The sequence below is a fragment of the Saccharopolyspora elongata genome (genome assembly GCF_004348985.1).
Lineage (GTDB): Bacteria > Actinomycetota > Actinomycetes > Mycobacteriales > Pseudonocardiaceae > Saccharopolyspora > Saccharopolyspora elongata.
Genome location: NZ_SMKW01000065.1, coordinates 31,478 through 52,926, shown reverse-complemented (window position 1 = coordinate 52,926; position 21,449 = coordinate 31,478). Strand labels below are relative to the sequence as shown.

Here is a 21,449-nt window from a genome sequence, read left to right as displayed (position 1 = left end):
GTGGCCTCGGGCAACGGCAAGGGCCAGATCTTCGTCAAGGGCGAGGTGATCAAGACGGTGCCGGAGCACCAGATCGTCGAGACCCTGATCGAGGAGGCCATGCGCATCGCCGAGGACATGGAGCCCGTGCCCGGCTCCTCTCCGGTGGTCCTGTCATGACCGCCGTCGCTCCCGGTCCCGCTCTGAAGGAAGTGGATCGGGTCGTGATCCGGTTCGCGGGCGACTCCGGCGACGGCATCCAGCTGACCGGTGACCGCTTCACCTCCGAGGCCGCCACCTTCGGCAATGACCTCGCCACCCTACCCGACTTCCCCGCCGAAATCCGCGCCCCACAAGGCACGCTACCTGGCGTTTCCAGCTTCCAACTACACTTCGCCGACTACGACATCCTCACCCCCGGCGACTGCCCCGACGTACTCGTCGCGATGAACCCCGCCGCCCTCAAGACCAACATCGCCGACTTGCCCGCCGGCGGCATCCTCATCGTCAACACCGATGAGTTCACCAAGCGCAACCTGGCCAAGGTCGGCTACACCAGCAATCCCTTGGAAGACCAGTCACTGGCCTGCTACCAAGTACACCAGGTCGCGATGGCCAGCATCACACGCGCCGCACTCGAACCCACCGGCCTGTCGAAAAAGGATGCCGAACGCGCGAAGAACATGTTCGCCCTCGGCCTGCTGTCCTGGATGTACAACCGGGAAACCGTCGGTACAGAACGGTTCCTACGCGAGAAGTTCGCCGAGAACCCCGCCATCGCCGAGGCCAACATCCTCGCCTTCCACACCGGCTGGAACTACGGCGAGACCACAGAGTCGTTCGCGGTGACCTACCTGGTCGCCCCGGCCAAGCTCACCGCAGGCACCTACCGGCAGATCACCGGCAACACTGCGCTCGCCTACGGCGTCGTCGCGGCCGGCCAGTGCGCCAAACGCCCGGTCTTCCTGGGGGCCTACCCCATCACCCCCGCCTCGGACGTGCTGCACGAGTTGGCCAAGCACAAGAACTTCGACGTCACCACCTTCCAGGCCGAGGACGAGATCGCCGGGATCGGTGCCGCCCTGGGCGCCTCCTTCGGGGGCGCGCTCGGCGTGACCGCCACCTCGGGCCCAGGTATCGCGCTGAAGTCCGAGACCATCGGCCTTGCGGTGATGACCGAGATGCCGCTGGTCGTGCTGGACATCCAGCGCGGCGGCCCTTCCACAGGTCTGCCCACCAAGACGGAGCAGGCCGACCTCCTGCAAGCCATGTTCGGCCGCAACGGCGAGGCCCCTGTCCCGATCATCGCCCCGCGCTCGCCCGCGGACTGCTTCCAATCGGCGCTGGACGCGACTCGGATCGCGTTGACCTACCGCACTCCGGTGCTGCTGCTGTCGGACGGCTACATCGCCAACGGCTCGGAGCCGTGGCTGATCCCCGACGTGGAGGACCTCCCGGACCTGTCGGTGGAGTTCGCGACCGAGCCGAACGCCACCGACGGGTCCGGCGAGTTCTGGCCCTACCTGCGTGACCCACAGACTCTGGCGCGACCGTGGGCGGTGCCGGGAACGCCGGGGCTGGAGCACCGGATCGGTGGTCTGGAGAAGGCCGACCGGACCGGCAACATCTCCTACGCCCCGGACAACCACGACAAGATGGTCCGGCTGCGCCAGGCCAAGGTCGATGGCATCGACGTGCCCGACACCGAGGTCGACGACCCGTCGGGCAACGCCCGGGCGCTGGTGCTTGGTTGGGGGTCGAGCTTCGGACCGATCGGCGCGGCGTGTCGGCGGGTCCGCAGACTGGGGATGGACATCGCGCACGTCCATCTGCGCAACCTCAACCCGTTCCCGCGCAACCTGGGCGAGGTGCTGAGTCGTTACGACAGGGTCGTAGTGCCGGAGATGAACCTGGGACAGCTGGCGATGCTGGTCCGCGCGAAGTTCCTGGTGGACGCGGTGTCGCACACCAAGGTCGCGGGTCTGCCGTTCAAGGCCGAGGAGTTGCAGGACGTCTTCGTTGGCCTCGTGAAGGGACTGGATGCAGCGTGAACGAGCTTGCGAGTTCACCATTCAACACCGCGCCATGCGGGCGTGCGGTCGCCGAGCGAATCGAGGAGGCTGCCTAATGAAGTTGTCAAGCAGCGGTAGCCGTGTCGGGGGTCCTGTAGTCGGCTTGGTAGGGCTGGCGGGTGCGCAGCAGCGCGAACAGGACGTTGATGCGGCGTCGAGCGAGCGCGATGAGGGCTTGGTGATGTCGTTTGCCCTCGGTGCGTTTGCGCCGGTAGAAGGCTTTGCTGGCGGGGTCGGTGCGGATGGCGCAAAACGCGGACTGGTAGAAGACGAACTTCAGGGTCTTGCTGCCGGCAGTGGCCCGGCGCAGGTAGTGCATCTTGCCGGACTGCTGCAGCACCGGAGCCAGACCGGCGGCCGAGGCGAGTTGGTCGGCGGTGGCGAAGCGGGTGAGATTTCCTGCCTCCGCGAGGAACCCCCCGGTCAGGGTGGCCCCCATCCCCGGCAAGCTGCGGATGAGGGCCGTGGCAGGGTGGCGGTCGAGATCCTCGGCGATCTGGGCATCCAGCTCCCCGATACGGCGCCGGACCGCGATGGCCTCGGTGGCGAACTCGCGGGCGAACTCGGCCATCCGCGCCTCGCCGGGCACGACGGTTCGCTGAGCCTCGGCGGCGGTGACCGCTTTGCCGACCAGCGCTTCGGCGTAGGGGCGGCTGGCACCGGCCCGCAGCAGATACTCGGTGAGGCGGCGTCGGCCGGCCCGGCGGATCTCAGCCGGGGTGACATGCCGGGCCAGCAACTGGAGATCACCGAGGTTGGTGACGTCCACGGCGCGTTCCAGGCCGGGGAAGAAGCTGGCCAAGGTCTCCCGCAGCCGGGCCAGGCGGCGGGTTTGGTCCACCACGAGTTCCCTGCGGCGGGACACCAGCATGCGCAGGTCCAGCGTGGTCTCGTCGCTGGTGGTGACCTCGCGCCAGTCATCGTGCAGCCGCAGCTGGTCGGCGATGGTCTTGGCGTCGCGGGGGTCGGACTTGGCCTCGCCGCCCTTGGTGGCGCGGCGGGCGCGGTTGACCACCAGGCCCGGCACGTACACCAGGCGGATCCCGGCCTCGATGAGCATCGCGGTCAGCAGGCTGGCCACACCGCCCATCAAATCGATCGCGACAGTGAGCTCGCCGTGGTCGGCCTCGGCCTGCCGCAGCTGGCCGATCAGGGCGTCGATACTGTCGGGATCGTTATCGATACGTTGGGAGACAAGGACTTTCCCGGCTTCGGCCACCACGATCGCGACCCAGTGGAACTCCTTGGCGACATCGATTCCCACCTTTACTGCCATCGATCCTCCGATCAGTCAGACGGTGCGATGCATCCCCGTCCCGCCGTCAACGCCCTACATAGCGATCGTTCGCAGTGCCTAATCAGCGGTCAGAACAAGGGTGCGGGGCAGGGGGCCGAGCCTCCTGAGCCCTCAAGGGCAGCCTGCATGAAAGCCATCCCTGCCCCGCCTGCACACCCCGATCTTTCCGGACGACCGGAGGCACACCAGAAAGGTAGCGCCGCATGACCGGCATCGACCTGGGCCTGCCGGCGATGGGCGGCCTGGCGGCCGTGCCGACCTTCGACGGCAAGCAGTCCGCCAAGGACTTCAAGACCGACCAGGAAGTCCGCTGGTGTCCTGGCTGCGGTGACTACGCCGTGCTCGCAGCCGTGCAGTCATTCCTGCCGGAGCTGGGGCTCAAGCGCGAGAACATCGTGTTCATCTCAGGTATCGGCTGCTCCAGTCGCTTCCCGTACTACATGAACGCTTACGGCATGCACTCCATCCACGGGCGTGCCCCGGCGATCGCAAGCGGTCTGGCCATCAGCCGAGGGGACCTGTCGGTATGGGTGGTTACCGGTGACGGCGACGCGTTGTCGATCGGCGGCAACCACCTGATCCACGCCCTGCGCCGCAACGTGAACCTGAACATTCTGCTGTTCAACAACCGGATCTACGGTCTGACCAAGGGTCAATACTCGCCCACCTCGGAAGAAGGCAAGGTCACCAAGTCGACCCCGATGGGTTCGCTGGATCACCCGTTCAACCCGGTCTCGCTGGCTCTGGGCGCGGAGGCGACCTTCGTCGGGCGGGCACTGGACTCCGATCGTAAGCAGTTGACCGAGGTGCTGCGGGCCGCTGCTGAGCACCGGGGCTCGGCGCTGGTGGAGATCTACCAGAACTGCCCGATCTTCAACGACGGCGCCTTCGAACTGGCCAAACAACAACCCGTCGCGTTGCGCCACGGCGAGCCCATCCGCGACGGCAACAAGATCCTCATCCGCCAATCGGATGGCACACTCGCCTTCACCACCGACGGCGAGCCTGTCATCCACGACACGACGATCCCCGACCCGTCCTACGCGTTCCAACTGTCCCAACTGGACCGAACACTGACCGGTGTCTTCCGCTGCGTCGGCCGGCCTGTCTACGACGACCTGGCCCGCGCACAGGTGAACGCCACCAAGAACCGACCGCCGGACCTGGCGAGCTTGCTGGCAGGACGCGACACCTGGCAGGTCTCCCCATGACCAGCGTCCTCCATTCTCGGCTCGACCGGGTCCATCGGCACCCAGGCGCTGGACATCATCGCGGCGAACCCGGATACGTTCCACGTTGCGGGACTGGCCGCAGTGGCAATGCCGAACTCCTCGGCGCGCAGGCGGTCAGGTTCGGCGTTCGCATCAACGCGGTCAAGACCGAGGCAGCGCAGGAACGCCGCGCCCTGGGTTACCTGGGCAACGTCCTCACCGGACTCGATGAGACGTCCGAACTGCTCAACACCACTCCCGGCCGACGCCATGCTGAACGCCATACCCGGCAACTGGCTCTAGCGAACAAAAAATCCTGGTGGTCGGCGGCCAGCTGGTGCAAGCGGCGGCCTCACCCGGTCAGCTGGTGCCGGTCAACTCCGACGTGCTGAGCGAGTCCGGAGGTCGCGTTTCGCGGCAAGAACGCGTCGACCTGGCCGGTGACCGTACGGAACGCCCCGGCACACCCGACTTGGGACAGGGGGCCGCTCGTGAACGATCAACTCTGCGACCATGGTGAACAATGGCCTCAAGCTCATCGAAGCCCACCTGTTGTTCGGCATCCCCTACGACCCGATCGACATCGTGGCGCACCCCAGTCAGTGATCCACTCCGTGGTCACCTTCACTGACGAATCGACGCTGGCGCAGGCCAGCCCGCCGGACATGCGTCTGCCAATCTCACTGGCCCTCGGCTGGCCGAACCGGGTCGCCGGTGCAGCGAACCTCTGCACGTGGAACCAGCAGCTGTCCTGCCCCTTCGAACCGGTGGACCACGAAACCTTCCCAGCGATCGAACACGCGGGCAGGGCGGGCGGCTGGCTGCCTGCTATCTACCGCGTCGAACAACGAGGCGGTGGCGGCCTTCCTCGCCTGCAGTGCCGGCCGCAGAGCGGTGGGCGCGTACTCGTACGACCGAGCTGCTGGCGGTAATCCCTGTCTGACATACCGGTCCCAGTCCCAGCCACGATCAACCTTCAAACTGTTCGTCGGTGACTTGCGCAGCGACGGTTTCCACGCTCTGGCCGGGGTCTTCCACGCCACTCCCCCTACGACGACGTAAAGCCCGGCACCACCGGCTCCGGCATCGCCGTGCATGGCGAAGGCGCCGACATTGTCCCAACAGGACCGGACAGCCTTGCCGCACGAACAGTGTCCGCGTTCGCGTGCCACCTCGACCATCCTGGGTAGACCGGAAAGGTACACGTGAAGCTGCACAAATGCATCCCGGTCGCCGGCGGCATGGCGGGCTGCAGCGCGGATGCGGGGCCACCCTGATCAGGTCAGCTGAGATGAGTACTTCCTCGACCTGGGCGCCACCGCATTCAACCGAGCGCTGCGTGCACGGCGTTCCTGATCACTGCGTCCGCTTCGAGATATTCAGAGGCCGCCACTTGGCATCGAGCACCGCTACCCTGCGGCGATCGCCTGGGTTTGCGCACGGGGCCGCCAGAGTTTTCTCCGGCGGCCCCGTAGTCTTGCGGTCGCTCATCGAGCTTTGATGGCAACGCGCCCGTTTGTGCCGTCAGGACACGTAGAAGCTCGGTCCGGGGATTCCGTGCACCTCAGCGCCCCGCTGACCATTGTAGATGAACGAACCCATGTAGCGGTCCAGGGTGAACACGTCGACCCGTTCGTTGGTGTTCCCGCCCAGGTCGATAGTCGCACAGGTCGCTTCGTTGGGGCGCTTGGCGGGCGTGAAGCTGAAACCACCACGTCCAGGAAGCTTCACCGTGACGAAGAAGTCCTTTCCAGTGCAGACCTTCAAGGTGCCAGGGGTGGCCGCTTGCGCCATCCCTGTGGAGGCCAAGGTGATCGCCACGCTGAAGGCACCGATGACCCCCGCCGCCCTGGTGACCCGGCTCGAAACCGCTTTCCTCATGTTCATTCACTCCCAAATCCTCGAAACCATTCGGACGCCCCGTTTCTACCTCGTTCCTGACTTCTTGCCGGAGTTTGCGAGCTTCTTGGAGTCGGTAGGACGCACATCTCGGCCCGAAAGTACAGTGCGTTTCCGGCCGTGTGCCAGTAGTCCTCGGGAAGATCGGGCTGCGGATTTGGGCCCGATCAGCGGTGAGCCTGAAATCCCTTCGTGTGAGCTCTGGCTCAGGTTCCTTCGTGGTACGCGCCAGTTGCGGGTCCAGGTCGGGTTGGCAACGTGGTCGCGTGTTGCGTCCATGGCGTTCGGCGACGCTGACGCAGTACGTCTCGATCCGCTACACCGACCGCCTGTCCGAAGTAGGCGCATCGGCTTCGGTGGCTTGGTGGCTTGGTGGCTGACTTCGACAACGCGATGGCTGAGCTCTCAACAGCACGTTCAAGGCCAAACTGATCGACATCTGACCCCGTGACGGGCTTCCGACGAAGTCGAGCGTGCCGTGTCCGCCTGGGTCGCGTGGTACAACGATGAGCGCCCGCACTCGGCACTGGACTACGTCCCACCCACCGAGTACGAACACGTCAACTGGCGGAGAGTCTGGAACAAGGCCCGCAAGCACCCTGAACAAGAAAGATCTCTACGAACCCCTGGGCACTTCACAGGCCCGGGACGCTTGCCGTGGCAATGAGTCCTTGCAGCCGGGACACCATGCTTCTCTCGTTATGGGTCGCGTTGGCCGAGGAAGGCAGTCAACTGCTGGTTTTCCTTGGACTGTTCGACGGCTATGCGTTGAGCGAGTGCCTTGACTTGAGGGGTAGCGGCATGGGTGGCCGCATAGTCCGCCATGAGCACACCGCCTTGGTGATGGCGCACCATGAGTTGCAGGAAGTAGACCTCTTTCGCGCTACCGGCGAGCTCTCCCAGTCGGTTCAGCTGTTCCTGCGTTGCCATACCGGGCATCGCATCGTGCTGGCTGCCGTCGTGGTGGGCTTGGTGGCCTTCGGCACCGCCAGACATCCAGTCCATCGGTGCGATCGAGGAGATGAGCGGCTTGTCCCATACCTGCAGGAAACCCGTCATCTGGCCTATCTCCAGGAGTTGGTTACCCCGCAACACGTCGGCCAGGCCAGCGATCTCAACGCCCGCCCCGCTGCGCACGATCTCGCTCATGGTCACGGCCTGCTGGTGATGGACGATCATGTCCTGCAGGAAGCCCACGTCGACTGCGGATGGCATGATGTTGCCGCCTGACTCGTGGTGGTGGCTGTCGGGAGGAGTGGCCAGCGCAGCACCGATGAGCGCTGCGCCCGCCAGTAGCGCGAGCCCGCACAGCGCGAGCAGCAAGCGCCGGATCATCCTTGTGCACCGTTGGTGAGTTGCAGGGCCAGGAACCCGTTGTCCTGGCAGGTAACCCAGAGCTGGTCCGAACCGGCGAACCGCGGGGGCGAGCTGCACCAGTCGGCGGTCAGGTTGGACCCGGTGAGGCCGCCCCCGATGGGCGCGCCAATGCCGTAGGCATGTTCGGACCCTTTGAGCTTGGCCTTGTTGTCGGATTGGGCGGGTGGGTTGTAGTAGGCGATCTCCTTGACCTGGGAAAGATCACGGATGTCGAAGACCCGCACGCCGGACTGGAACCAGCCACAGGCGAGCTTGCGCGGCTCATCGGCACGGTCCACCGAGCAGTAGTGAGCTTCGTAGCCGAAGAGCCCGTTCCCGACGGTGTCCTCGATCCGCTCGGCTGCGTGCTCGGGAGCATTGATGCCGAGCTTCAGCTGATGGGTAACCTTCGGGTTGCGTTCGTCGCTGATGTCGATGAACCGGACGCCGCCGTTGTTAAATTCATCGACTGCGACGAGGTAGGGCTTACCTTGATACGTGATGGGAATGGTGTGTTGCGTGAACAGGCCGTCGCTCCAGGACACACTCCCGATCTGATTGATCGCCGGGGCCGGTTCCCTGTTCTGGATGGCGCTGACGTCGAAGATGTCGACGCCCGGAGGAGCGGCCCGTGTCATGTACAACCTGTTGCCGTCGGCGCTGAGAGAAAATCCGTGGTTGGCCGGGATGCCGGCGAGGCCAGTGAAGATCATGCGTGGTTTGGTGGGATCGGAGACGTCGATCGCGGTGAACGAGCCCCCGACAACGCCGCTGGCGTAGTAAGTATTGCCGTCAGGGGCCCACTCGCCCTCGTGCCCGAGCACGTTCGCCGGCATTGTCAGGTTGGTGCCGTTGGCGCCGTTGAGGATCCGCGGCCTCGCACAATCCTGGGAGATGTCGTAGACGTCGAAGAACAGCGCCCCCAACGCCCCTCCGCCCGACACTCCGGCCAGCAGCCCGCGCTTCTCGTTCACCTTGAGGCTTTCCCAGGGCGAGGTGAACATGGCAGGGCTGGTGAGGTTGGTGGAGAGCCGAGGATTCCGCGGGTCCGAAACGTCGACGACCTGTGTGCCCTGCGACCGCTTCCCCAGCGTCCCCAGGAACGCGGTCGCCATGTAGGCGCACGTGTCGTAGGACGGGTTCACCCACGCCGCGCCTTCGCCCTGATAGCCACCCAGCCTAACGAGATTGCACCAGTAGCCCAGCTTGTTCCGCCCACTGTCACGGTCAACCTTGGGCACCTGCCCCTGAACACCGGTCTCCGGCCGCGAGCCGGGGCCGCAGTCGGCTTCGGCGACCCGATTCACCAACAGGGACTCTGGCTCGCCAGCAGTGCTCGAGGCCGGTAAGCCGACCGTCACGATGGCGATCGCCACCCCCAGCACGACCTGCCTGCTCCACCACTTCGGTGTCGTACCTGACCGGAATCGTCTTCGTGCCACTTCGTACACCCTTCCATGACACATTCACACGGATATGCGCGCCGTTCTGCGCGTCGCAGTGGCCGGCAGATTCTGCGCTGAACTCGCTCTTGACTCGACTCGATCGGACCGACATGAAATCTGGATTGCCGAAGTTTGCCGATCGCTTGAACGCACTCTCAAGACGGCTGTCAATGCACTGCACTAACAAGTGCCACGTCCGGCTTCGGACACGGTAGATCGACCTCAAACTCGCCGAATCGCTCCGGAGGACGGGAAGGACCGGCGTACCGATCAAGCCGGCCGGTCGGTGCGGGAAGTTATCAGTTCACCGCGATCGACGACTGCACCCGGCTGCGGATCACAGGATTTCCCCGCGCAACGACCAGAAGACCGAGATCCAGTTCCTCGACTGCGTGCTCTCGCAGCCGCCGTTCGCCGTCGGGCACGTGCTTGTGGAGCGTTCCTGCCGCATAGTTCTACCGACTCCTGGACAGCGTTGTCAACGACGTCGACTTCTTCAACGCGCGCCGCAAGGAGGCGACACCCATCAGCGGCACACGCGGCAACGCCGCCGACAGCAGCACATCGCCGCCCTGCCAAGTCCAGACGGTCACTTTGCGATGACACATCGGACATCTCTTGTGGAGGGATGTTGCTTCGAGAAAGGCGGCCAGGAAAGGATCCGGACGTGCTGCGGTCCCCGATGCGATCGCACAACGACCCAAGACTCGGACACATTGCGGTAAATATTACTAATAGTACTTCTGTGTCATTATCTTGAAGGGGCGCTTGCAGATGCGGCATGTGGTGATCAGACCAAGCCGCGCGGCTATCGGAAGCATCGACTTCCGCGCTTCTTCGGTCAACAACCCACACGCGTACAGCTCGCCCTGACTCCGCGATCCGACCGCAGCAGCAGCCCTCCAGCATCCGCGCGGCGAAATCACCAGCCGCCAAACGAAGCCTGTCGGCCCCATCCGGAGTCATCACCACAGTCAATAACTATCCACAGAGGATGATCGACACGATGCGTTAGGACATAACCCCTTCGGGCGCCGGCTGGGCGTGCCGCAGAGTCTGCCTGGCCATGGACATAGCCCGGCCCGCACGTACGTCCTTCGTCGACCGCCTCCTGAAAATGGTCGTGCCTATCGATCCTGACTGGGCACGGGACAAGTAACTCCACCGCGTCGTTAGGGGCTTCGACCACAGCAACGGTGAGCCGTTTGCCTCGCACCAAGGAGCAACTCATGAGATCTTCCACCACTAGCGATGTGTGCTTCCGCGTTTCCGCTCCTTCCGCGTACGGTGACGTTGCCCCTCTTGTGCTGACGATGCCGGAAGAGGAGCCCTCGCCCTGCCCACACGTGGCAGAGGGAATGCCAGGGTGCACCCAGCCAACCGAAGAAGATTTGCGCGCACTACGCCACGCTGCACACGGTGGACAGCCTTCCGTTCTGCAGGCCCCGCTCGACCTGGTGGAACGGATCCGCTACCGGTGGATGGTGGGGCACCACGCAGCGTTCGGCGTCTGGCAGTTGCAGACCCGATGTTTGCAAGCGATTGCGGATAGTCCCGCCCCCACGACTGATGACGTCCATACTGCGGCGCGGCTGTTCGACGCGTACTCCTTGTTGTTCCTCTACACCGGAAGCTGCTCGGCCGAGCACTACGCCGCGACTGTGCGGGCGGAAATGATGGCCTGCAACGCGGCTTTCAGCGGCAAGTGGGCTCGCGACTACGAGCCGGTCATGCTAGCCCTGCGGGGGATCCGTAACAAACACCCTGAATCTGTCATCGCCCCGCTGACAAGCGCCGCCAAGCGCAATCATCGGCTGCACATGGCCGTCGCCAAGAAACTTGTTCCGAATGGCGCCTCCCTCTTGCGGGAGGCCGGGCACCACCCGGGGCACGCACCGACCGGGGCCGAACGTGATGTCTTCGATGCTTTCTTCCAGGTCCAGCGACGCACCCTGTGTCGACGAGCATTCGCAGCGCAGCTGGTCCGCCGCTTTGCCCAAGTGATGTGTGATATCGCCGCCCACAGATTGAGCGATCCAGCTTCTGCCCCCGCCCGGCAGGACGCGATACCGGCGCCGCGCGACGCGGCGCTGCGGGACGCTTTCGAACAATTCGAGGAAGACGCCGGAGACCTACTGCTGAGGATCAGCGAAATCGTCATCTCACAACAGGTGAGTCTACCTCGACAGCGCCGATGAAGGGACTTCCCGTGACCGCCAACGCGAACGATATCAAGACGCTTCAGATCACTCCACCTCTTTATCAGTACCTGGTGGAACAAGCCCAGCCGCCCACACCGGTGCAACAGTACTTGATCGACCGGACTCGGGCTCTTGGTGGATGCGCCGAGATGCAGATTCCGCACGAACAAGCAGTGTTCTTGAAGCTGCTCACCCGCCTGATCGGCGCTAGGTGGGTCGTCGAAGTAGGAACCTTCACCGGTTACTCCACCCTCGCTTTCGCCCTGGGTATGCCTAGGGTCGGCCGGGTAACAACCTGCGACCTGTCCGAGGAGTGGTTGAGGATCGCGCAGGACGCGTGGGAACAGGCCGGCGTCGCGGACCGTATCGAAGCGCTAATCGGGCCGGCGGCGGAGACCCTCGAAACGTTGCCCACCGGTCAGATGATCGACTTGGTATTCATCGATGCCGACAAGACCGGATACGAGGCCTATTGGGAACTGCTGGTTCCCCGAGTACGCCCCGGCGGGCTATTGCTCGCAGACAACGTCTTGTATTACGGCGAAGCGGCCAGCCCGGACGCCACCGGTAATGCCCGGGCTATCCGGGCCTTCAACGACCGGGTACGAGCCGACGAGCGTGTCGAGTCGGTCCTGCTCCCGATCGCCGATGGGCTAACCATTGCCCGCAAACTGCCCGAACGCCGATAGCCTGCGCAGCCCCGTTCAGCACAAGGACAGAGGAGACGAACGTGACCGTGCCCTATACAGCCGAGCCCTGGCGGATCAAGGTCGTCGAGCCGATCCGAATCCCTACCCGCGAGGAACGCGAGCGAGCGATCCTGACCGCCGGCTACAACGTCTCGCTGCTGCGCTCGGACGAGGTCTACATCGACCTCTACACCGACTCGGGCACCAACGCCATGTCCGACCGGCAGTGGGCTGGGATGATGATCGGTGACGAGGCCTACGCCGGATCGTCCAGCTTCTACCGGCTGGAAGCTGCCGTCCAGAGGTACTACGGCTATCCACACGTCATCCCCGTCCACCAAGGCAGGGGTGCGGAGAACATCCTGTCCCGGTGCTTGGTTCGCCCCGGCAGCCACATCCCAGGGAACATGTACTTCACCACCACCCGCGCCCACCAGGAGCTCAACGGCGGCTCCTTCCACGACGTGATCGTCAGTAGGGCACACGATCCCTCCTCAGAGCATCCGTTCAAGGGCGATGTAGACCTGGATGCGCTCGAGCGGCTCATCCACAAGGTTGGCGCAGACACCATCCCGTACGTCAGTGTGGCTGCCACAGTCAACATGGCCGGCGGACAGCCGATCAGCATGGCCAACCTGACGGCGCTGCGTGAATTGACCGCCCAGCACCGGATTCCGGTCATCCTTGACGCCGCCCGCGCGGTGGAGAACGCCTGGTTCATCCAGCAGCACGAACCAGACTGGGGTGAACACAGCGTCGCCGAAATCCTCTGGCAGATGTGCGCGCTGACCGATGGCGCCTGCATGTCGGCGAAGAAAGATAGCTACGCCAACATCGGCGGCTGGCTGGCCGTGCGCGATCCCGGGCTCGCAGAGCAGGCCCGCAACCTCGTCGTGGTGTACGAAGGACTGCACACCTACGGCGGAATGGCCGGGCGGGACATGGAGGCAGTGGCCCGCGGCATCGAGGAGTCGGTACAGGAGGACAACATCCGGGCGCGGATCCAGCAGGTCGCTTACCTGGGGGAACGGTTGATTCAGGCAGGTGTGCCCGTGGTACGGCCGATCGGCGGGCATGCAGTCTGCCTAGACGCCGCCGCAATCATGCCTGCCGTTCCACGAGACCAGTTCCCCGCCCAGACCCTGGCCGCCGCGCTCTACCTGGACTCCGGCACCCGCGGCGCCGAACGCGGCGTGGTCTCCGCCGGCCGCGACCCGGTCACCGGCGAAAATAGGCACCCCCGGCTAGAGCTCGTGCGGCTGGCAATCCCGCGCCGGGTCTACACCCGCAGCCACCTCGACGTGGTCGCGGACAGCGTCATCCGCACCGCCCAGCACTGCCAGGCCGTCACCACCGGCCTTTCCTTCACACACGAACCCGCGACCCTGCGCTTCTTCCAGGCGCGCTTCGCCCCAGTGCCCGCGGGCTCGGCCGACGGGGTCTCCGGACCGTACACCGCGCTGACAGCGGCCCAGAAAGGCTGACCGTCAAGCCAGCTGATGTTTCGCGTTCATCGTCGAGCATCCGGGACGCCAGGGTGCGGCGTCCAGTTACTGGACGCCGAATTGACCCAGCGTCCCCTCACCCGCAGGCTCGCGGCCCCCGATCCCCGGGCACCGGCATTCGCCAGTCTCTCACCCCGCCGCGTCGATCACACCCAAGGAGCAAAATCCATGACGGAAAAACGACCACCACCGTCAGCCCCATGCATTTGATGGAGCTGACGTCCGACGTGTATGCGTTCAAAGCCTTGGCGCCGGCCGACCAACTCGGCGTGTTCACGTCCCTCGCCGGAGGGCGCCACACAACCGTGCCGGAATTCGCCGCCCTGCACGGTCTCGTGCGTCCTACCGGGCCCCCGCCACCAAGGCCGCTGCCGCAGGTCACGGGAGCGGCGGCTACTTGCTCGCGTCCTCCGAGTGCGCGGCGGTGGGCTGTGGCGAGCAGATTACGTCGCCCTGGTGACCCGTGGTACGGGTTGCACCATGACGGATCTGCTCGCCGCCTTGGGAAACGGACCGCGTCCAGCGGTCCGCGTCGTAGAACTTCTGGGTTCGCATCAGTGCGAAGGCCAGGCGGTGCGCGCGGTGGCCGACCGCGATCGCCGCGACCAGGGGTGCCTTGCCCTCGCCGATCATTCGACGGCGGTAGGCCCGGAAGTCAGGGTGGTGCAGGCTCATTCCGCGTCCGAGGTCGAGAATCGCCTGGCGAAGCTCGACCGATCCTTCCCGGCTGATGTAGGTGCCTCGCCGGGCTTTTCCGGCGGATTCGTAGGGGGCCGCACCAGCCCGGCAGCCCGGTAGGCGCCGGCGCCGTTGCGGAATCGGTGGGGATCGCCCAAGGCGGCGCCGTATGCGCTGGCTGCGAGCACCCCGACCCCGGGGATCGAGGTGAGCACGTTGGCCGGCGTGTCGGGCGGAATCGCTTATAGCTGTTCAACGGTGTGCTGGAGTTCCTTGTCCAGGGCGTCGTAGAGGGCGACGTCCGCGGACAGGACCGCCAGGGCCGCAGCGTGGTCGGTCTCGGCGAGCCGGAGGGCGAGTCGCGCGGTTTCCACGATCTGCGTCGCCTTCGGCCTGGTCATGCGCACCCCGCGGCGGCGCACGAACTTCACCAGTCCTTCGACGCCTAGACGCTGCACCCGGGCCGGATCCGGGATGTCGCGCATGATGACCCGCAGCGATGCGGCCTCCAGGCCGTGCGCATAGCAGCCGGTCAAACCTGGGAAGACCTGATCAAGCTGGGCGTGAATCTGGTTGCTCAGACCGACGAACGCGGCGACTCGGCGCTTGCGGTGCGCCACCCTACGCCGCTTGGGTTGCCAGGCCTTCCGTCCGTTCCTGCGGCGGTCGGCCGGCTCCCAGCACGAGCAGCTCGACCATCGCGCCGTCGGGCATCGGACACCAGGCGGCGCAACAGCTGCTGGCCACGAGCATCGGCGACCGCGGCCGGGTTCAGGCCGACGACCCCGAATCCGGCCGAGCACAGGCGTGTCACGAGCGTGCGGTGATAGTGGCCGGCGGACTCGACCCCGACCAACACATCACGGCATCCCGCGCTTGCTGCGCCTGGACAACACGACCTGGCAGTTCCCGAAAACCCGCCTCGTTCAACGGGAACTCGGACGAAGCGACCACGATCTCGCCATAGTGACCGGCGACCAGGCCCATCGCCACTCGCTTGCCGACGTCGATCGGCACCACCAAGCACCGCTGCAGATCAACCCCACGAACGCGGCCCATGAACGCCGCTTCCAGCGCGCCGTTGACAAACGCCACGAACCCACCTCTCCACGGTGATCACTCAGATCTCCACCATGGCCCATCACGCCCGGCGCGGGTGGCTGCTCGTGGTGGTATCAACATCGGAACGAAAACTGGCACCAAGCCGTGACCTGCTGGTTGGCGAGTTGGCCTTGGGTGCTGACTGCTGCTGAGGCACGCCGCAGTTCCGCCATGGTGGGCGGTGTAAGCAGTAGGAGGCACTGCGTTGCCCGTTGAGTTCCTGTCCGATGAGCGAGCGACGGCCTACGGCCGGTTGCCCGAGTCGTTGTCTCGGCCCGAGTTGGAGCGGTTTTTCTTCCTCGATGACGTCGACCGGGGCCTGGTGGAGTCCAAGCGTCGCGATCACAACAAGCTCGGTTTCAGCTTGCAGCTGGTGACCGTTCGCAACGTCGGTGCGTTCCTCGACGATCCGCTGGAGGTGCCGGTCGAGTTGGTCGACTACCTCACCGAGCAACTCGGCATCGCAGACGCGTCGTGCGTGAAGTCCTACGGCAAGCGGGAGCAGTCTGGCGGTTGGCGGGAGTTCTCCACTGTGGAGGACGAGCTCGGTGAGTGAATCGAGGCCCGCGCCTGGACACGGGTGACGGTCCGAAGGCGCTGTTCGATACGGCGGTGGCGTGGCTGCGGGAGCGCCGCGTACTGCGGCCGGGCGTGACGACGCTGGGGCGGCTGGTCGCCTCCCGCCAGAAGGCAGCGACCCCGAGGCTGTGGGAGACGCTGTACCAGCTGCTCGACGACGAGCAGCGCGCCGCTCTGGACGGGCTGTTGGAGGTTCCGGAGGGGCACCGGAATTCGCAGCTGGACAAGCTGCGGCGGCCACCGACGCGGATGTCGGGTCCGGCGATGGTCGATGCGCCCCCAGCGGGCTGCGGAGATTCTGGGCCTGGGGTTCGCCGAGATCGACACAGAGGTGGTGGTGCCGCCGCGGCAGTTGGCCGAGCTGTCCCGATGGTCGCGGTCGGTACGGCGCCCTGCGGCGTGGATGGCGGTGGCGCACCACATGAGCTGGATGATCCGGCCAGTACGGTGTCGAGGTCGTGGGCGAACGCGCGCTGGACGCGGTCGGCGATCTCGGAGTGCGGCAGCGCCATGCCCCAGAGGGTGGCGGGGTCGAGGCCGCAGGGCGCGTGGCCCAGCCTTCCCAGTCGAGCAGGTGGCCGTCGGCGGCGACCCCAGTGCAGGTCACCGTAGCAGGCGGCCCATTCGGTGACGGTGGTGTCGATCTCGTGGCCGAAGATCCTGGTGATGTGGCGGATCACGCTGTCCTGATCGAGCCCTCGCCGGTCGCTGCGATGACCGGCGAGGGCGGTCAGGGACGACCGCAGACCGTTCCACCACGAATCCGGCAGGACATGTGCGGTCGCGGTGACGCCGGTGAGGTCACATCCGGTCGACCGCAGGCGCGTCGAGCAGCGTCAGTTGCCGCCATGTCTCGCCACCCGAACGTTCGGACAATTCGGCTGAGCCGGCCGTTGGCCAGCACTCCTACGGGACAACCCCCTTACCACCCTCGAACTCGCGCACACCATCGGCGAGTACCTCGGAACGGGGTGGCGCGCTCCGAGAGGTGAGACGCATGGCGAATTCGCGCGGCCGCAACGCGGCTGCTACGGCGGGACGGACGCGTTGTCCAGGAAGGGGTGTCAGGCGCCAGCGGGCGGCGATGGTCGCCAAGGCGAGCGTGGCTTCGATCGTGCCGTAGATGTCCCCGATGCATTTGCGGGCACCTCCGCCGAACGCGATGTAGGCGGTGCGCGGCGGCTGCGGATGGCGCGGATCCCATCGGTCTGGGGCGAAGGAATTGGGGTGGTCGTACAGGTCGTCGCGGTGGTGGATGAGGTAGGGGCTACAGACGACGGTAGTGCCGGCGGGGAGGGTGTATCGCCCCAGCCGAGTAGTGGTAGTGACAGATCGCGTAAAGAACCAGCCAGTCGGGTACACCCGGAGGGTTTCGGTGATGATGCGTTGGGTCTGTTGCAGTTTGGGCAGATCAGCGTGGGTGGCCGCCCTGCCAGCGAGGACCGCGTCGACTTCGTCGTGCAGTTGCTGCTCGATCGATGGATGCTGGGCGAGTAGGTGCAGTGCCCATGCCAGAGTGGTGGCAACGGACTCCACGCCTCCCACGAAGAAGGTGACCATCGTGTCGGTGATTTCCTCGTCGGTCAGCCCACGGCCATCGGTTCCGGGGGCATGGGCAGTCAGCAGAGCTGACAACAGATCGCCGTGGTCGACGCCGGTGGCACGACGTCTGCCGGTGATCTCCCGGAAGGTCTGGCGGAGGCGAAGGCTAGCCCGCCGGTAGGAACGGTTGCCAGGAGTGGGCAGCCGATCCAACGGCGGTAGCATGAGCATGCGCCGGAAAATCCCGCCGATGACGGTGTTCAAGTCGCTGACCGCATGGGGGAGCACCGATTGGGGTAGCGCGTCGGAGAACAGAGTGGTCATTGCGAGTCGACACGAGAACGCCATCATCTCGGCCATTACGTTCAGGACTTGGCCGTCGTACCAGGAACCAGTGACGTCGTCGATACAGGGGGTCATGGTCTGCGCGTAGCCGGGTAGACGGGTCGAGCGGAAGGCAGGCTGGACCAACGGTCGCAGTTGGCGATGCTCACTGTGCGGACAGGTGAGGATGCCATTGCCCACCACTTCGGCGAACCGGTTGTAGAACATACCGCCCTTGTCGAAGGTGCGACCATCACGCAAGACCTCGCGGGTCAACTCCGGGTCACAAATGACGACCATGGTGATGGGCCCCACGCGAATCCGAACCAGGTCCCCGTGAGCAGGCAGCGAAGCCATGAACTTCCATGGATCTCGCGAAAGGGCAGCGAAGTGACCGAGCAAAGGCAGTGCCTTCGGCGCGATGGGTATCGAACGCAACATTTCCATCATTGCTCCTCATGAGGGCTAGCGCTTAGACCATTACCTCGACAACCTCGGTTACGGTCTTCCCGACATGGCTCTATCGGGCCATGTGTCGGTTGCATTAGATGACGCAGGAATGGCAGTATATTCGTTGAGAAAAAATCGAGGCGCGCGTCGCCATGTGCTCTTCTGCTACTGCGGGGCTGTTGGTATGGGTTTGGTTGGACACGGGTGGTTGGTCGTTCATCGGTCGTGCGGTGGCGAATCGCCCCTTCGCTACCGTCAAATTGCGTATAGGTCCTACGGCGACAGCTCCCCCGCAACGCCGCCCTGACCATGGCGCTTTATGCTCATCGCGGGCCGCGCAGCCAAGCTGACGAAGGGGCTGCACTGCACGTCGTCGCGCTTTTCCGTGCGGGAGTCCGTTCGAATGAGTTCACCTCGTGGGCGTGCTGCCATCCTTGCAACGTGTATATGTTTAGTCCTACGGCGCGATCCGCGACTTTCAGTCGCGTCACTACAGGCGTGCGGCGACCTCCCACCACCAACTCACTGATGGTGCGACGGGGATGAGGCCAGAGTGGGATGGGTGGTCTGTGAACTCGAACTGAGAGCCAGCGGGGGGACGTGCCGGAGACTCGCGGGTTTCACCGCTGGGATCGGCGAGTTCAAGTCGCATGTCGTTGCTGTAGCGGGGCACAGTGCGTTGCCAGTCGATGTTTCCGCGGATCTTGTGGGCAAGCTGGGCCATGTAGCGGACGAGCTGCGTGCTGGCGGTGGGTTCGATCTGCTCTCGCAACGTCACGAACAGGTGCATCACGCAATCCAGGAGCGTTATCGCTTCGGTCATCGCATCTTGAGGGGAGCACTTCCGTTCATTTTGCAGCACACGAACGAGGTTTGACTCGGGTGAATCTTGGAGGACTTCTCGTCGGAAGCTGGCGACGTCGTTGTAGCCAGTGACGAGGACGTTGGTGGCGCCCGTAATGGCCCGCACCTGTGGCAAGTTGCGCTCCGCTGCAGAAAGCTCGGTTCTCTCGCAGAGTTCGATGAAGAGAGTGGTGAGATCCTCGCCCCGGTCCAGGGCGCCGATGAACATGTGTTCGTCGAGGCTGCGGACCCGGGCTCCGAGGCGATCACTGACTGAGCAGGCGCTCCCCAGAAGCCATATGTAGTGACAGTGCACCCATCGCTCCAGTTGCGCCGGCGACACCACCCGCTGCAACCGACGACGCAGCATACACAACGGCTCAGTGAAGGGATTTCCGTCGAATACCGGCCGCTCGGGATGTGTGAGATTTCCCAGCATCATAGAGATCATCGGGTTGTACAGGTCCGGGCGATTCATCAGCGGCCCGCCGTCGGAATAGAAGTCGTCGAACAGAAATGCCCAGCAGACCCAGTCCGCGAAGATCTGCAGGTGTTCTTCCTCGCCGTCCGGCGCGACACGGCACACCCATTCACCGGAGTGGGTTGGACCAATTCGTTTCATGGTGAGCGCATCAAGATCAAAACTGGAAAACCAAGGTGTGATACGTGCATTGATCCGAGCCACCTGCGGATGGACGGCCGACTCAATCGGACACCAAATGGGAGGGATATCAACGTTGATACCAGCAAGGGAAGCGGAACTCATTTCATACTTCCTAAAACTTATAAAGGGAAAGCCAATCGGATGACATATCTTGAGGGCTCGCTTTAGTTTGAGGAGACTCATTACAAGAGGGATGCAGCATGACGGATCGTGAACACTGTTGTATCAACTGCCACATGCCTGCACGGGACTGTAATCAAAGATGATCCCGTTATTCGCTGCTGGTGTTGGAGGACAGGTTTGTCTTACCTGGAGCGCTCAGCGACAAAGGCTAGTAGTTCCAGCGTCATCTCTTCGACGTAGTGGGAAAGTTGCAGGCGTCCCAGGACTGCGCGTGCGTGTTTGTGGTGTCAGGCGCATTCGCTGCGGGGCTCGTGTGGCGCTTCCTGCTTGGTCGACGAGTGTGATGGCGTGTGCGAGGTCCGATTAGGAGAGTTCGGGTGTCGCAGCGGTGCCGCAAGTTCGTTTCCGGCTGGCGATGGGGACTCTAGTGCGGCGAGGACGGGGAGGATTTCTTGCGGCGGGCCAGGTAGGAGTGTGCCGGTTTGCCTGTGTTGTCAGGGTTGCCGAAGAGGCCGAGTAGGTCGTCGACCACTTGGAAACACCACGCCGAGGTGGTGACCGAGTCGGTCGAGCTCGGCGATGGTGGTGGCGGCGCGCATCAACGCGCCGGTTTTGCCTTCCAGCATGGACAGGTATCCCTGTACCAAGACCGGTCGCGGTGTTCGAACTGGAAGTCGGCGGCCTGTCCGCGGCACGAATCACAGACTGTGGTGGCCAGGCGCGCTGCGGCGCGATGGCCATATAGTTCGGTCTCGGACAGGATTGTCTGGGCGAAGGTGTGGAGAGCGTTGCCGAGCAGGACCGCTGGCCCGATGCCGTAGATGGTCCAGACGGCGGGGCGGCCTTGGCGTAGTCGGCCGTTGTCCATGATGCCGTCGTGCACCAGGCTGAAGTCGTGCACGAGTTCGCCGGCGATCGCTGCCAGCAGCCCGACCGCCGGATCGGCGCCGACTGCTTGGGCTGACCACAGGGCCAGCGCGGCGCGGATTCGTTCAGTGCTGACTCGAGAACCCTGCTGGCGCAACGGTCCGCAGACCACCGTCGTCCGACACCGCGCTGATGAGATGCGCGCGCAGCCATGTCCACGCATCGCTGGTCCGCTGCCGCAACTCGCCGGTGAGCCAGGCACGAACCCCGGACGTTTAGGAGAAGTGGGAGCGAGGACGACAACACCTTTAGCGCCTCCTTGGGGGCCAGTCCGTACTCGAGTAGTAGAAGCGATCGCGTTCAGATGGCGAAGAGCGTGTTCCGTCACGTGGAACAGCGGATTCGGCGGGCCTGGGAAACGGACCCGGAGCAATCCGGATACCGCGCCCAGGCCCGCCCCAACAACCTGGCCGCGGCAGCCGAGAAAAGCGTCGTCGCCTTCGCCGCTTCCTGGAACGCAACGCCTCGCGTGGCCGGTTCGGTGCTTGCCGAGCGAACGCGGGAGCAGTTCTGTAGGCGCTCTTTGAAAGTGGTTCTGGCACATATTCGGTGACGCGGCTGGTG

General features: G+C 64.6%; 22 protein-coding genes and 2 pseudogenes. 12 read left to right on the top strand and 12 right to left on the bottom strand.

Going from position 1 to position 21,449, the window contains the following annotated elements; translation table 11 throughout:
• Both E1288_RS49205 and E1288_RS34400 read left to right on the top strand, forming a co-directional pair.
• Positions 1–159: pseudogene (locus E1288_RS49205) on the top strand (flavodoxin-dependent (E)-4-hydroxy-3-methylbut-2-enyl-diphosphate synthase); the annotation flags it as partial.
• Positions 156–2,030 carry a 2-oxoacid:acceptor oxidoreductase subunit alpha gene (locus E1288_RS34400; RefSeq protein ID WP_132492748.1) on the top strand — a complete coding sequence of 625 codons (1,875 nt, stop codon included), beginning with the start codon at positions 156–158 and terminating at the stop codon, positions 2,028–2,030. The pseudogene E1288_RS49205 and the gene E1288_RS34400, both read left to right, overlap by 4 nt.
• 85 nt (positions 2,031–2,115) lie before the next feature.
• On the opposite strand, the gene E1288_RS34395 is transcribed toward E1288_RS34400, so the two are convergent.
• The gene (locus E1288_RS34395) at positions 2,116–3,327 is read right to left on the bottom strand and encodes an IS110 family RNA-guided transposase (protein ID WP_132492746.1); all 1,212 of its coding nucleotides are present in this window, start codon (positions 3,325–3,327) and stop codon (positions 2,116–2,118) included.
• A gap of 224 nt (positions 3,328–3,551) precedes the next feature.
• Between E1288_RS34395 and E1288_RS34390 the strand changes: the two genes are divergently transcribed.
• The 3 genes from E1288_RS34390 (at position 3,552) to E1288_RS49195 (ending at position 5,491) form a co-directional block, all read left to right on the top strand.
• Positions 3,552–4,559, top strand: coding sequence for a 2-oxoacid:ferredoxin oxidoreductase subunit beta (locus E1288_RS34390; RefSeq protein WP_132492744.1), 1,008 nt, complete (start codon positions 3,552–3,554; stop codon positions 4,557–4,559).
• Positions 4,556–4,951: a hypothetical protein gene (locus E1288_RS50545; protein WP_456320515.1), complete on the top strand. Its 396-nt coding sequence runs from the start codon at positions 4,556–4,558 to the stop codon at positions 4,949–4,951. The genes E1288_RS34390 and E1288_RS50545 overlap by 4 nt, the downstream gene beginning before the upstream one ends.
• Before the next feature lie 273 nt (positions 4,952–5,224).
• Positions 5,225–5,491, top strand: a complete 267-nt coding sequence (locus E1288_RS49195) for a hypothetical protein (RefSeq protein ID WP_235884008.1) — start codon at positions 5,225–5,227, stop codon at positions 5,489–5,491.
• A 592-nt stretch (positions 5,492–6,083) separates the two neighbouring features.
• Here the strand turns inward: E1288_RS49195 and E1288_RS34375 are convergent.
• Entirely contained in the window at positions 6,084–6,380 is a 297-nt protein-coding gene (locus E1288_RS34375) for a hypothetical protein (RefSeq protein WP_132492742.1), read from the bottom strand.
• Between the two features lie 547 nt (positions 6,381–6,927).
• Between E1288_RS34375 and E1288_RS50540 the strand changes: the two are divergent.
• Positions 6,928–7,125 (top strand): annotated as a pseudogene (locus E1288_RS50540) (integrase core domain-containing protein); the annotation flags it as partial.
• A 32-nt stretch (positions 7,126–7,157) separates the two neighbouring features.
• Here the strand turns inward: E1288_RS50540 and E1288_RS34365 are convergent.
• The 3 genes from E1288_RS34365 to E1288_RS47375 form a co-directional block, all read right to left on the bottom strand.
• Positions 7,158–7,781 carry a DUF305 domain-containing protein gene (locus E1288_RS34365; protein ID WP_165968409.1) on the bottom strand — a complete coding sequence of 208 codons (624 nt, stop codon included), beginning with the start codon at positions 7,779–7,781 and terminating at the stop codon, positions 7,158–7,160.
• An 8-nt stretch (positions 7,782–7,789) separates the two neighbouring features.
• The gene (locus E1288_RS34360; protein ID WP_165968408.1) at positions 7,790–9,199 is read right to left on the bottom strand and encodes an LVIVD repeat-containing protein; all 1,410 of its coding nucleotides are present in this window, start codon (positions 9,197–9,199) and stop codon (positions 7,790–7,792) included.
• A 515-nt stretch (positions 9,200–9,714) separates the two neighbouring features.
• Entirely contained in the window at positions 9,715–9,852 is a 138-nt protein-coding gene (locus E1288_RS47375; protein ID WP_165968407.1) for a hypothetical protein, read from the bottom strand.
• Positions 9,853–10,716: 864 nt separating this feature from the next.
• Here E1288_RS47375 and E1288_RS34355 point away from each other — a divergent pair.
• The 3 genes from E1288_RS34355 to E1288_RS34345 are packed head-to-tail and all read left to right on the top strand — an operon-like array spanning position 10,717 to position 13,633.
• Positions 10,717–11,457 carry a hypothetical protein gene (locus E1288_RS34355; protein WP_132492734.1) on the top strand — a complete coding sequence of 247 codons (741 nt, stop codon included), beginning with the start codon at positions 10,717–10,719 and terminating at the stop codon, positions 11,455–11,457.
• An 11-nt stretch (positions 11,458–11,468) separates the two neighbouring features.
• On the top strand, positions 11,469–12,149 hold the full coding sequence (locus E1288_RS34350) for an O-methyltransferase (protein ID WP_235884007.1): 681 nt from the start codon (positions 11,469–11,471) through the stop codon (positions 12,147–12,149).
• 41 nt (positions 12,150–12,190) lie between these two features.
• Positions 12,191–13,633: a tryptophanase gene (locus tag E1288_RS34345; protein ID WP_235884006.1), complete on the top strand. Its 1,443-nt coding sequence runs from the start codon at positions 12,191–12,193 to the stop codon at positions 13,631–13,633.
• Positions 13,634–14,047: 414 nt separating this feature from the next.
• Here E1288_RS34345 and E1288_RS34340 read toward each other — a convergent pair whose 3' ends face one another.
• The 4 genes from E1288_RS34340 to E1288_RS34325 all read right to left on the bottom strand — a co-directional run bounded on the left by E1288_RS34340 (position 14,048) and on the right by E1288_RS34325 (position 15,427).
• On the bottom strand, positions 14,048–14,329 hold the full coding sequence (locus E1288_RS34340) for a hypothetical protein (protein ID WP_132492730.1): 282 nt from the start codon (positions 14,327–14,329) through the stop codon (positions 14,048–14,050).
• The gene (locus E1288_RS50535) at positions 14,326–14,547 is read right to left on the bottom strand and encodes a transposase (protein ID WP_165968406.1); all 222 of its coding nucleotides are present in this window, start codon (positions 14,545–14,547) and stop codon (positions 14,326–14,328) included. The genes E1288_RS34340 and E1288_RS50535 overlap by 4 nt, the downstream gene beginning before the upstream one ends.
• 27 nt (positions 14,548–14,574) lie before the next feature.
• Positions 14,575–14,952, bottom strand: coding sequence for a hypothetical protein (locus E1288_RS34330; protein ID WP_132492728.1), 378 nt, complete (start codon positions 14,950–14,952; stop codon positions 14,575–14,577).
• A gap of 190 nt (positions 14,953–15,142) precedes the next feature.
• The gene (locus tag E1288_RS34325) at positions 15,143–15,427 is read right to left on the bottom strand and encodes a hypothetical protein (RefSeq protein ID WP_132492726.1); all 285 of its coding nucleotides are present in this window, start codon (positions 15,425–15,427) and stop codon (positions 15,143–15,145) included.
• Positions 15,428–15,638: 211 nt separating this feature from the next.
• On the opposite strand from E1288_RS34325, the gene E1288_RS49935 reads away from it, so the two are divergent.
• Both E1288_RS49935 and E1288_RS50530 read left to right on the top strand, forming a co-directional pair.
• A complete protein-coding gene (locus E1288_RS49935; RefSeq protein WP_132492724.1) occupies positions 15,639–15,989 on the top strand; it encodes a DUF4158 domain-containing protein in 351 nt (116 codons plus the stop codon).
• Complete coding sequence (locus tag E1288_RS50530) at positions 15,986–16,624, top strand: DUF4158 domain-containing protein (protein WP_132492722.1); 639 nt, start codon at positions 15,986–15,988, stop codon at positions 16,622–16,624. The genes E1288_RS49935 and E1288_RS50530 overlap by 4 nt, the downstream gene beginning before the upstream one ends.
• A gap of 294 nt (positions 16,625–16,918) precedes the next feature.
• Here the strand turns inward: E1288_RS50530 and E1288_RS34310 are convergent, their stop codons facing one another.
• The 3 genes from E1288_RS34310 to E1288_RS47370 form a co-directional block, all read right to left on the bottom strand.
• On the bottom strand, positions 16,919–18,328 hold the full coding sequence (locus tag E1288_RS34310; RefSeq protein WP_235884005.1) for a cytochrome P450: 1,410 nt from the start codon (positions 18,326–18,328) through the stop codon (positions 16,919–16,921).
• Between the two features lie 490 nt (positions 18,329–18,818).
• Complete coding sequence (locus E1288_RS34305) at positions 18,819–19,937, bottom strand: terpene synthase family protein (protein ID WP_132492720.1); 1,119 nt, start codon at positions 19,935–19,937, stop codon at positions 18,819–18,821.
• Positions 19,938–20,556: 619 nt separating this feature from the next.
• Positions 20,557–20,982 carry a polyprenyl synthetase family protein gene (locus tag E1288_RS47370; protein WP_165968405.1) on the bottom strand — a complete coding sequence of 142 codons (426 nt, stop codon included), beginning with the start codon at positions 20,980–20,982 and terminating at the stop codon, positions 20,557–20,559.
• 207 nt (positions 20,983–21,189) lie between these two features.
• On the opposite strand from E1288_RS47370, the gene E1288_RS47365 reads away from it, so the two are divergent.
• On the top strand, positions 21,190–21,438 hold the full coding sequence (locus tag E1288_RS47365) for a hypothetical protein (protein WP_165968404.1): 249 nt from the start codon (positions 21,190–21,192) through the stop codon (positions 21,436–21,438).
• The last annotated feature ends 11 nt before the right edge of the window (positions 21,439–21,449 follow it).

Coding starts and splice junctions, on each gene's coding strand:
- E1288_RS49195 (WP_235884008.1), top strand. CDS start 5,225: ATGCGTCTGCCAATCTCACTGGCCCTCGGCTGGCCGAACCGGGTCGCC.
- E1288_RS47365 (WP_165968404.1), top strand. CDS start 21,190: ATGGCGAAGAGCGTGTTCCGTCACGTGGAACAGCGGATTCGGCGGGCC.
- E1288_RS34310 (WP_235884005.1), bottom strand. CDS start 18,328: ATGATGGAAATGTTGCGTTCGATACCCATCGCGCCGAAGGCACTGCCT.
- E1288_RS34395 (WP_132492746.1), bottom strand. CDS start 3,327: ATGGCAGTAAAGGTGGGAATCGATGTCGCCAAGGAGTTCCACTGGGTC.
- E1288_RS34390 (WP_132492744.1), top strand. CDS start 3,552: ATGACCGGCATCGACCTGGGCCTGCCGGCGATGGGCGGCCTGGCGGCC.
- E1288_RS34400 (WP_132492748.1), top strand. CDS start 156: ATGACCGCCGTCGCTCCCGGTCCCGCTCTGAAGGAAGTGGATCGGGTC.
- E1288_RS34305 (WP_132492720.1), bottom strand. CDS start 19,937: ATGAGTTCCGCTTCCCTTGCTGGTATCAACGTTGATATCCCTCCCATT.
- E1288_RS50545 (WP_456320515.1), top strand. CDS start 4,556: ATGACCAGCGTCCTCCATTCTCGGCTCGACCGGGTCCATCGGCACCCA.
- E1288_RS34340 (WP_132492730.1), bottom strand. CDS start 14,329: ATGAGCCTGCACCACCCTGACTTCCGGGCCTACCGCCGTCGAATGATC.